Genomic DNA, 11180 nt, shown 5'->3' on the forward strand with positions numbered 1-11180 from the left:
TCATCAGGAAATTTTATCATCTTTGTAGCTCTTTTAAAATAGTTAAGTGGCTATTTAAGTTTTTTGCTGATGGTCAAATATTCGATTTTCCAAAAACTTTTCAGTATGGAATTTTGCCACAATCTATTTAGGATTGCTATACATCGGCACTGATAGAATGAAACTTATCTAAAATTGCGTTAGCGGAACCTTCCAAGTTTCCTGGAGCGAATGAGTAGTAAGCTTTACGGATAGCCTCTATATCAGTACAGCGTTCTAATTTCCTGGTATCTAATTCAATTTGTGCCGCTTGAGCAGCCCAACGCTGGCGGCTGGTATTGAGGTATTCGATGGCAGCATTTCCTTCGACTGGGTTATGTTCCATTACTAGCAACAGATAAGTATCCAAACCCAACAAAGGTAAACGTTGAAACTCGTCCCAGAAGGCAGAATGCCAACGCAATAAACTGTCTTTACTTTTAGGGTTTCGTTTTTCAAGTTGATGGAGCAGAAAATTCCATATTGATAAAAAGGGATAAAACACAATAGGTCGCCACAAGTTAAACGCGATTCCCATGCCTAATGCAATCACTAAATTAAAATGTTTAATAATGGATATTTTTTCGGGTCTTCCGGACTTAGTGTGCTAAATTATCAGTTTTAATGAGTCAGAAGATTTTCCACACAAGGGCTGTAGCTTTTGATCGCCTCAAAATAAATTGAAATTCGGGTAAAAACGGTTAAAGCTATTGCTGTCCAATACTTGGGCAAATATAACTAACAATTTAGCACACTAACTACGGAAGACCCATAATGTTCATATTTTGTATTTTTACTAGGGATGTATTATTACTATTATATCTGTTGCGACCTATTTAGGGCTGCTATATTGGACTTGAACATATTGACCCCGAGGGAGCATCCCATTTTGGCAAATAGGCAGGAAGGGCAACTATTTAATTCGCGATATAAACTCGCGAATTAAAATGATGATGTTGGCTCTCGTTGTGTGATATCGTGTCCGGTCAAACACCCCGAATAAAAATGCCTGAAACCCTTGTTATTACGGTATTGCAATTATGGGCAATCGTCAGGACATGATATGATCTCGTTGTGTGACCGAATTGGGGATGGGGAAGAGGATGAATCGCTCTCCACCTTGATTGAGCGGGGATTCCAGCCAATCTCGTGCCTATTACCAGTGAAGAGCGATCGCGCGAAGACTTACAACAGATAAGATAGCAATCCTAAATAGGTTGTGGCCACTTTAAAAACTGTGAGCCTTGCTATACCTGGGTTTCAAGTTTTTCACTTGTCACAACTCAAAGAGGATTGCTAGAGTATATTTGAACGACTTAAGGTGGCATAATACAGAGGTAAATGTTCACAAAGTTTACTCATGGACCAAGCCGAACGCCTGGAACTGGAAGCTTGCCTAAGACGAGCAAGTGAGATTCTGTACAACAATAGTGATACAGACAGTTTGGAAACTTTAGCTGACATAGAAGTTACAGTCAGGAACCAGATATTAGAACACGTTAGTCCCCAAATCGCCCTTTTTTTATCACCAAAAAGACCCAAACCCGACGCGGGAAAACCCGAACCCTAAAAAGCTGCCTGGGAAAACTGAAGATTACGAAAAAACAAGCAGATGCTTTAGGGATAGAAGCCTATACACGCCATAGCCCTTTGCTGGAAAAATGCTGTCTTCTTTTAAGCGCCAATGAATCTTATCAAAATGTCGAGAGTGATTTGTATTTGTTAACGGGGCTAAAAGTTGGTCATTCCACGCATCATCGAAAAGTGAACCAAATTGAATTACCACTTCCGGATCTAAAACAAGGGTTATCAGAGATAAGCGTTGATGGCGGGAAAATTCGCTTGAGGACGAAAATAAAAGGAGAACCGAGTTTTTGGCAAGAATACAAAACAGCTCGCTTACAAAAGGTTAATCAATTATCAATTTTATCAACAAGAGCAAATTTGTTCAATTGGCAGCGGAGCCGTGGAATCAGCCGTCAAACAAATCAGCCACCGTGTTAAGCTAACTGGCGCCCAGTGGCTCAAAGAAAACGTGGCTAACATTTTACAACTTCGTTGTGCTTATTTGAACGAACAACTGGCTATTTAAGGATCTGAAATACCGCCCATTTTTGAAAGATTCGCGAGCTATAATGGCGAATATATCGTCATGGAGATAGAAAAATGGGCAGAAGAGTTTTCCGAAAGTCACAACAAGATAAACTTGAGAGAATAGCTCGTTTACAGAGGGCAATTGCTAGTCTTGAAACCTACCAAAGTTTCTTTGAGCGTCAAGGGAAACTTGCCCCGGCAGATGCTTGGGTAGCGCGTTATCAAGTCCGACAGTCCCAAAAAGTTTACTGGTACTACAAACTACAGGCTAGTTCACCCACTTTTACAACCACAAGTGACACACCTAAGTTAAGTAAATATAAGCATTTAGGCAAGGCAGGAAGTGAAGCCCATGTCGCTTCTGTGATGTCTGTCGCCAGAAGAACGATAGTGTCCGAATTGCAAAAAACAATTGATTCTCTAAAAAATAGCTTACTAGATATTTCTTTCGACTCTGAGCAAGAACATATTTAATTCCAGTCATGATTCGCGACATTTACTCGCGAATAAGTTTTTTCTTTTTTCCAAAATGGGATGCTCCCGACCCCGATGATTTAAAGAATTGAAGATTCTGTCCGCTACCTGACAAGTCTTTGAGCTAATTTTCTAATGCATCATTTTAGCTGGGTCACGCCACTATAGATCCTTTGCGTAAGTCCTAACCAAGCACTATTGCCTGTTGCACTACCTCACCGCCTCGATAGAATGAAAAGCAAAGAAACATGAATAAACGTAAGGAGTCTGTAATCAGCTATGCGAATGCTACATACAATGCTGCGCGTCGGTGACTTAGATGAGTCACTCAAATTCTACTGTGACGTGCTGGGAATGAAACTATTGCGGAAAAAGGACTATCCCGGCGGGGAATTCACCTTAGCGTTTGTCGGCTATGGCGATGAATCTGACCATACCGTGTTAGAACTAACCTACAACTGGGGTGTTGGCCAATACGAGTTGGGTGATGCCTATGGTCACATTGCGATTGGCGTTGATGATATTTACGGCACCTGCGAGCAAATCAAGGAGCGGGGTGGTAAAGTCGTGCGGGAACCTGGTCCAATGAAACATGGTTCTACTGTCATCGCTTTTGTTCAAGATCCCACGGGTTATAAGATTGAGCTAATACAATTAGGGACTCAAGGCTCAGCCAAACCTCAAGAAAAAGCTGCAGCCGCTAGTCATTAACTAGAGCTTGCTGCACAAAGCCAAAACCCTTATCAAGCAATGCTTTGAGCCATATTGACAATTGACTTGGTGCAAGGAAATCTGGTAATATCGTTCAAAATCCTTGCATCATGATCAGGTAGATGTACCGAAAAGTTGAGAATGCCCTCAGGGAAGCCGAAGATTTTGAACTCCCATTTGAGGGAAAGTTATCACAGGATAACCGTTGGGTAATCATGGCTTCTTTAGTACCTTGGGAGGAATTTGAAGAGGAATACGCCCAAAACTTTTCTCCGGACATGGGAGCGCCAGCGCTACCATTTAGGGTAGCGTTGGGTTCATTAATAATTAAGGAAAAATTAGGAATAAGTGATAGAGAGACAGTCGAACAAATAAAAGAAAACCCTTACTTACAATACTTTATAGGAAAAACGCATTACAGCAGCGAAGCGGCTTATGACCCATCACTATTGGCAAGATTCAGAGAAAGGATAAATGTAAATTTAGTCAACCGAATAAATGAAAAAATGGTGATTAATCCTCAGTCAGAGAATGAGGATGAGCCTAAAAAAAAAGCGCGAAAACAGAAAAGCTTTCAAAAACTGGGTCAGCGAATAGAAGAAAACTAATATTAGATGCAAGTTGTGTGCCAGGAGATATAAGTTATCCCAATGATTTAGGGATATTAAATCAAGCCAGAGTAAAAACGGAAAAAATAATAGACAGTTTATATGAATCCCGTCAGGGTCAAATAGAGAAAAAACCCAAAAGTCATAGAAACCGAGGCAGAAAGGAATACTTAAAAGGAGCCAAAAAAAAGAGACAAACAAGGAAAGAAATAAGAAAAGCTATAAAAAAACAACTGCAATACATAAAAAGAAACTTGGGAAGTATAGACGCGCTAGTCAAGGCAGGCTCTACGCTTGAGGCGTTGAGTCGTACTGAATATAAGAACCTGTTGGTGGTTAGCGAAATATACCGCCAGCAAGCATGGATGTACAATAATAAAGTTCATAGGATTGAGCATAGAATAGTAAATGTAAGTCAACCCCATATCCGTCCAATAGTTAGAGGCAAAGCGGGAGTCCCCGTAGAATTTGGAGCCAAAATATCGGCAAGTGTAAGAGATGGATACGTGTTTTTAGACCGTATCAGTTGGGATAACTTTAATGAATCTGCCGATTTAAAAGCTCAAATAGAAGCTTATTATAACTACACAGGAGTATATCCAGAATCTGTTCATGTGGATAAAATATATCGCAGCCGAGTCAATCGAGCCTTCTGTAAAGAAAAAGGAATTAGAATCAGTGGCCCTCCCTTAGGAAGACCGAAAGCCAATGTCAGTCAAGAATTAAAGAAACAAGCCCACTCGTGACGATAGAATTCGCTGGCTTTATTGAAGGAAAATTTGGTATCTCAAAACGTAGATACAGTTTAAGTCGCGTCATGGCTAAACTGCCTCATACTTCAGAAACAGCCATTGCTATTACTTTCCTCGTCATGAATCTGTCTGCCCTGCTTAGGCAGGTTTTTTGCCTTTTTTTATGTTTCAAAAACAATCAGGTCTTTTTCGGAGTCACTTTATTATTAAAGCTTATCATTAGCCGGATTGTTAACAATAAAAGCTCATGGTTGCTGTCGTCTTATATAACTACTTAATCCATCAGTTGTGTTTCTCCGACTTATTCAGCAGACCCTAAGTAACTAAACCCGCCCCGACTCAGGTTTATAGACTTCCCGTGAAACGTTAGATTCTTGACATCCTCACCGTTAGGAGTTTGGTAACCAAACCCCTACCCTAGAACCTAGGTGGCAACATCTGCATCACTGCGATGCTCAAATTCGGAAACTGTAATGGAGAAATCCGATCATTTTCCGCCAGGATTATCTCTCGCTGATACCCTTGTGGAGTCGGTTCTCGAAAAACGTGCAGTTGACGTTGCTTGAGGTTTAGCACCCAATACTCTTGAATGTCAGAGTTGGCATAATCCTTTGCCTTAATACCGCAGTCTGTATTGAGTGTTCTATCGGCAACTTCAATAATCAAATAAATTTCTGAGGGGTGAGGATGATGATCTAGGTAGCGTAAGACATCGGGCATAACCACCGCCACATCAGGTTCAGGTTCTGAGCGATCGCTTAATGTTACGGGAAGTTGCGTCCTGACTAGCACTTGTTGTCTTAAGTTATCTTCTAACAGCAATCGGGTTAGGGTAATGGCTGTCGCATGGGGCGTTCCTTGGGGACTCATTTTTCGGATAATCTGTCCAGCTATTAATTCGACGGGTTGATCGGGTGATAAAATGCCCACTTCTACCATCCGGTGATAGTCTTCAACTGTCCACAGGTGTAGGGGGATTTGGGTTTCGTGTTGGCTTATTGGCATCAGTTTTATTTAAGCTACCTGTAGGGGCACGATATTATCGTGCCCTACCATAATCAATGGCGTGTGTGCTTAAGTCCTACATTTATAGCACTACGGGGTACGGAAAGGACATTTATCTGTTGCCTGTGACACACCGAGCGAAGTCGAGGTGTTGCCTATTCCCTGTTCCCCATTCCCTGTTCCCCGTTCCCTCGTCTCATAATTTTATCCGACGACTTAGAGGATAAGATAACAGCTAAACCTGTCTTTTTCCGGGGGTCGATTGAGTATATGTGGGTAACGCTGAGAAAACAACTCTGGCAATGGCGGGGTGTGTTTATTGCTGCTCCTACTGTAGCGGGAATCGTTATCGGGTTACGCTGGGCGGGATGGCTGCAAGAACTGGAACTCGCCGCCCTGGATCAATTTTTTCGTTGGCGTCCCCCTGAAGCGGTGGACTCACGGATTGTGATTGTTGAGATTGATGAGCAAGATATCCAAAAACTCGGCAACTGGCCCCCCTCTGATCAAACCCTTGCCCAATTACTCAATAAGCTCAAACAACAACAACCCAGAGCCATTGGTTTGGATCTATATCGGGATTTACCTGTAGAACCTGGGCATCAGGAATTGGTCGAGGTGTTTAAATCAACACCGAATTTAATTGGGATTCGTAAAGTAGCGGGAGATGCGGAGGGAACAGCCGTTAATCCACCACCAATGCTGAACGAATTGGGTCAGATTGGGGCGAATGATTTGGTTGTGGATAGTGATGGTAAAGTGCGTCGCAGTTTACTGTCTCTGGGAACTCCATCCGGGGACATTATCCCTAGTTTTAGTACGATGTTGGCTTTGACCTATTTAGATGCAGAAGGGATTACGCTTGAGCCAATAGATGATAAAGGAACTCAGTATCGGTTAGGTAAAGCTATTTTTACCCGTTTTAATCAGAATGATGGGGGTTATATCCGGACAGATGCGGGTGGATTTCAGATAATCTCTAATTTCCGCAATCTCAGGCAAGGGTTTCAGTCGATTTCGTTCACGGATGTCCTAGAGGGAAAAATACCAAAGGATTGGGGACGCGATCGCGTGATCTTAATTGGGATTACGGGTGAAAGTGTTGCCGATAACTTTTTCACACCTTATAGTCGCGGGTTGGTGAATCGATCAGCCGGGGTGGAAATTCATGCAGATGTCGTGAGTCAGATGGTGAGTGCGGCGTTAGCAGGGCGTCCGCTGATTCAGGTTTGGTCAGAACCCTGGGAAATCTTGTGGATTGTAGCTTGGACGGTAGTGGGGGCGATATTGACCTGGGGACAGCGCTATCGGGGGGGTGTGACTGCGCGATCGCCTGTTAAGGTGGTAAGTCTGATTTTAGTGGGCGGTGGCTTGGTGGGTGGCTGTTATGGGGCGTTTTTGCAGGGGTGGTGGATTCCTGTGGTGCCGCCGATTCTGGGGTTAACCGGGTCTGCGATCGCGATTATCGGGTATGTGGCTTACGGTGCGGGTCAGATGCGCCGCATATTTGGTCGCTATATCGCTGATGCGGTGGTGGCGAATTTGCTAGAGACGCCTCAAGGATTGCAGTTGGGTGGAGAAAACCGTCAGGTTACGGTTTTATTTTCCGATTTAAGGGGATTTTCGGCAATTTCTGAGCGAGTGTCACCGGAGATGGGGGTGAGGGTGATTAACCATTACTTGGAAGTGATGACGGATGTGGTTGATCAGTATCAGGGCGTGATTAATGATTTCATGGGTGATGGGATGCTGATCATATTTGGTGCGCCGATTGAGCGAGAGGACGATTGCCAACGCGCGATCGCTTGTGGGATTGCCATGCAGTTGGCGATGGCAGAGGTTAATCAGTACAATGAAACCCTAAATTTGCCGCCTTTAGAAATGGGAATTGGTATTCATGGGGGAGAAGTGTTGGCGGGGAATATTGGCTCACAAAAACGGGCAAAATATACAGTAATGGGAAGTCCGGTTAACTTGGCGTCTCGGATTGAATCCTATACCGTTGGTGGACAAGTTTTAATTTCTCAGGAGTTGTTGAAACAGATGGGTTCAATGCTCAGGGTGGATGGGGAATTGCAGGTTCACCCCAAAGGATTTGCCGAACCGATTACGATTTATGAGATTGGTGGAATTGGGGGAGATTTTAATTTAATTTTGCCGAAACCAGAAACTGATTTTGTTGTATTGAGGAATAAACTTACAATACAGTATATAGTTTTAACGGGAAAGCATTTAGGACAGGAATTCTGTCAAGGCACAATCGTAAAATTATCGGCAAATGGCGCTGAGATTCACACCCAACGGTCTTTAGAATTGTTGAGTAATCTCAAGATTAATTTAGTGATGGGTACAGACAAGGCAAAAGGATTGGGAGATATTTACGCGAAAGTCGTTGAAAAATCGGTAGATAATCCAAATTATTTTGGTATTCGATTTACAGGCATTCCGCCAGAAATAGCAGCCGTACTTTCTTATTTACGTCAGTCGTATTCAGATTGAAATAATTATTCAGAGTACAGGCTCTTCTAGAATGGTTATAATTCTTCTTGCAATGCAATGCAATACAGTGCATAATTAAATAGTACGGCTGCACTTTAACCAACCCTCCACGAAGAACCTGTCTTATGAGCAAGGAAAATGTAACGTTTCGACTTGATCCAGATAAGAGAGCTGCACTGGATGCCATTGCTGCTGGTATGGAGCGTAATTTGACCTATGTGCTAAATCAAGCAATCAATGCTTACCTAGAAATGCATCAGTGGCAACTGCAAGAGATTCAGCAGGGTATCACTGAAGCCGATGCTGAGGATTTCGCTAGTGAACAAGAGGTAAGCGCCGTCTTTACTCGGTTGACCCATGGAAGTTAGATGGTTACGCAAAGCACTACGCAATCTTGAGCAGCTTCATGCTTACATTTGCGAAGATGACCAAGATGCTGCAACAAGTACTGTTGTGAAAATTCAAGCAGCGGTTGAGCAGTTAGCAAAATTCCCTTACATGGGAAGAACCGGGCGCGTTGAAGGGACTAGGGAGTTGGTCATCTCAAAGACACCCTATTTTGTCGTCTACCGAGTTAAAAATAATCAGGTACATATTCTCCGTGTTTTACATAACGCGAGAAAATATCCTGATCGCTAAACGTCTGGATAATCAGTAATTATTTTTATGGGGACGCTGTTTCCGAAACCTGGCAATTGACCGAATTTTGCCAACCGCCATGAGGTGTTCCATTGGGGACGTAAGCCGTCAACACCACATTCCCTTCCTCATCAATAATCCAACCTTGGGCTTCAATAATTTGTTTGGGAGGATGGTTAATTAAATCATTTTTTCCCTCGGCTTGTCCTTCTATTTCCTCATCTTCTTCCCTGGCTATCACCGTGCCAAAATCATCTTGTACCAAATCAGGACTGAATAAATCCGTTGGGTTTTCAGGTAAACCACCTCGTCCAGTAATAGTAAATTGATTCTGACGATTACTAGCAGCACAGGTTCGGTTAATTTGTCCAGAGGGATCAACAAAAGTGCTGGGGAGTTGAGTTAGTCCGCGACTGGGATCAAGGGATACATGAAGTGTGATTTCACCAGGATTGCCAAACTGAGAACTGGCATCAATATCATTGGTGCGATTTTCCTCAATAGCTGGACGTTCTTCAATGCCAAAGATGCCTTGACTGGTGATGGTGATGCGACCTCCTTGTCCGAAAAAGGCATTGGCGGTGATATCACTATTTTCATCAGGTACAGCAGCGATAACATCAGCATTTATCGTGATGTTACCCCCATCTCCACCGGCTTGAGCAGTGCCTGCGGTAGTAGAGATTCGACTGCCTTCACGCAACAGCAAAAAGCTGTCTAGTAATAGTGTAATACCGCCACCTGTGCTACTGGCAGTTTCAGCTATAAGGCTAGCTTTATTATCAAAGGATAAGGAGTCAGCGCGAATCTCGATATTGCCTCCTTGTCCAATGCCTTGACTATTCACAGTGACTCTTGCACCATCTCTAATCAGCACGGATGTTGGATTGTTAATGAAAATACTGCCGCCGTTGCCGCTAGAATCCTCCGTCGTATTAGCGAATAGTCCACTATCTGTCCCGATCAGTATAATTCTATCCCGTACTCTCAGATTAATATTCCCCGCATCTTGACGAGCTTCCGTCGATGTGAGGAGTTGCCCTCCATTGACAATCTCTACAGTATTAGCTGTCACAGTAATATTGCTACCCTTACCAGCAGAGGTTATAGCTGACACCTTCATACCATCCTGAACCAGCAAGTAGCCCGTGTTAATCGTCAAGTCACCAGCATTGCCTGCTATTCTCGTTTGGGTAAACAGTCCACCACCAATGAGATCGCTAGGAATAAAAGAGCCAAGGCGACGACCATCGACAGCACCAATCAGTTGCACTGATTCCGATGCATGAATTGTCAAATTCCCTCCATTTCCTGTGCCAAACGTACTGCTTGCTGAAATCTCTGCCCCATCTTGGAGAAGTAACTGCCTAGTGTTAATTGTCAAGTTACCCGCATTTCCTAAGCTGCTAGTTGAACTAAACAAGCCGCTAGGGGAGCCATTATCCGCAGTGAAGCCAGTCACTTCCACAGACTCCGAAGCTCTTATGACCAAGTTACCCCCTTGACCTCTACTAGGTATACCTAAAATGCTAGAGCCACTCTGAGTTCCCATCTGTGCCCCACCTCGAACAATCAATCGGCCAGTGTCAATCGTAATTCCACCAGCTCGTCCAGTCCCACCGATAGTAGAGGCAAAAATGCCTGTAGGAACCAAAACTCCTGCTGGAGATCGAAGAACTTCCACAGATTTAGAGGCTCTCACTACTATCTCGGCTCCAGTTCCCTCACCCAATGTAGCGGCTGCAACGATTGCTCCATCTCGAACAATCAACTGCTTAGTGCTAACAGTGATATCGCCTGCCGCTCCAGTAGCATTACTTAACGTTGAAGTGATCAAACCTGAGCCAATTGCTTCCACAGATTCAGAAGCACGGACGCTAAGACTTCCCCCCGAACCTTCTCCAAAGGTAGGGCTAAAGATAATTGCTCCATCTCGCAGAATTAATTCACCAGTATTAATGGCAACTACACCCCCTAAACCTGTTCCCACCGTTCCAGTAAACAAGCCAGTACCAGGATTAAAGGGACGAATTTGTCCAAATAAACCACCTGCGATAAAAATTTGTTCAAAGTTTTCAAATCCAGTTCCTATCAGTTCAACCAACTCAGAAGCATCCACTGTTATTCCCTCACCAGCTTCTGAACCCAGAGTAGTCGCGAGTATCTGGGAACCCTCTTTGAGAATCACGCGCCTACCAAAAACTTGAATTTCACCGCCTCCCTCACCACTGGTATTGATAACGGCTTCATTAGTCAGTGAAATATCTGCTCGTGTTAAATCATTAGGAATATTCAAACTAAGATGGTTATCGTCTACATTCAACGCGACTTCACCGGGAGCGGCTAATCCGGCTAATTCTACTCGACCCCCTAAGGCATT

7 protein-coding genes and 4 pseudogenes are annotated in these 11180 nt (G+C 43.5%); 8 read left to right on the forward strand and 3 right to left on the reverse strand.

The features are described 5' to 3' along the window. A pseudogene (locus RIG66_RS31290) lies at positions 1–131 on the forward strand (IS630 family transposase); the annotation flags it as partial. Positions 132–136: 5 nt separating this feature from the next. Here RIG66_RS31290 and RIG66_RS31295 read toward each other — a convergent pair. After that, the gene (locus RIG66_RS31295) at positions 137–571 is read right to left on the reverse strand and encodes a hypothetical protein (protein ID WP_446383657.1); all 435 of its coding nucleotides are present in this window, start codon (positions 569–571) and stop codon (positions 137–139) included. Between the two features lie 807 nt (positions 572–1378). On the opposite strand from RIG66_RS31295, the pseudogene RIG66_RS31300 reads away from it, so the two are divergent. The 4 genes and pseudogenes from RIG66_RS31300 to RIG66_RS31315 all read left to right on the forward strand — a co-directional run bounded on the left by RIG66_RS31300 (position 1379) and on the right by RIG66_RS31315 (position 4935). Then, positions 1379–2110 (forward strand): annotated as a pseudogene (locus tag RIG66_RS31300) (hypothetical protein). 74 nt (positions 2111–2184) lie between these two features. Continuing rightward, positions 2185–2586 carry a transposase gene (locus RIG66_RS31305; RefSeq protein ID WP_446383659.1) on the forward strand — a complete coding sequence of 134 codons (402 nt, stop codon included), beginning with the start codon at positions 2185–2187 and terminating at the stop codon, positions 2584–2586. Positions 2587–2865: 279 nt separating this feature from the next. Then, positions 2866–3297, forward strand: coding sequence for a lactoylglutathione lyase (gene gloA / locus RIG66_RS31310; protein ID WP_446383661.1), 432 nt, complete (start codon positions 2866–2868; stop codon positions 3295–3297). Positions 3298–3419: 122 nt separating this feature from the next. Continuing rightward, positions 3420–4935: pseudogene (locus tag RIG66_RS31315) on the forward strand (IS5 family transposase). Between the two features lie 139 nt (positions 4936–5074). Here the strand turns inward: RIG66_RS31315 and RIG66_RS31320 are convergent. Continuing rightward, positions 5075–5662, reverse strand: a complete 588-nt coding sequence (locus RIG66_RS31320; RefSeq protein WP_446383663.1) for a Uma2 family endonuclease — start codon at positions 5660–5662, stop codon at positions 5075–5077. Between the two features lie 270 nt (positions 5663–5932). Between RIG66_RS31320 and RIG66_RS31325 the strand changes: the two genes are divergently transcribed. From RIG66_RS31325 to RIG66_RS31335, 3 genes are all read left to right on the forward strand, one after another. Continuing rightward, a complete protein-coding gene (locus RIG66_RS31325) occupies positions 5933–8161 on the forward strand; it encodes a CHASE2 domain-containing protein (protein WP_446383665.1) in 2229 nt (742 codons plus the stop codon). 125 nt (positions 8162–8286) lie between these two features. Beyond that, positions 8287–8529 (forward strand): CopG family ribbon-helix-helix protein, encoded by a 243-nt coding sequence (locus tag RIG66_RS31330; RefSeq protein WP_446383667.1) that lies wholly within the window; start codon positions 8287–8289, stop codon positions 8527–8529. Beyond that, a complete protein-coding gene (locus RIG66_RS31335; protein ID WP_446383669.1) occupies positions 8519–8800 on the forward strand; it encodes a type II toxin-antitoxin system RelE/ParE family toxin in 282 nt (93 codons plus the stop codon). Before RIG66_RS31330 ends, RIG66_RS31335 begins: the two co-directional genes overlap by 11 nt. Positions 8801–8825: 25 nt before the next feature. Here RIG66_RS31335 and RIG66_RS31340 read toward each other — a convergent pair. Beyond that, positions 8826–11180, reverse strand: a pseudogene (locus RIG66_RS31340) (hypothetical protein); the annotation flags it as partial.

Origin of the sequence: Coleofasciculus sp. E2-BRE-01, assembly GCF_040221695.1 — a bacterium.
In the GTDB taxonomy this organism is placed as follows: domain Bacteria; phylum Cyanobacteriota; class Cyanobacteriia; order Cyanobacteriales; family Coleofasciculaceae; genus Coleofasciculus.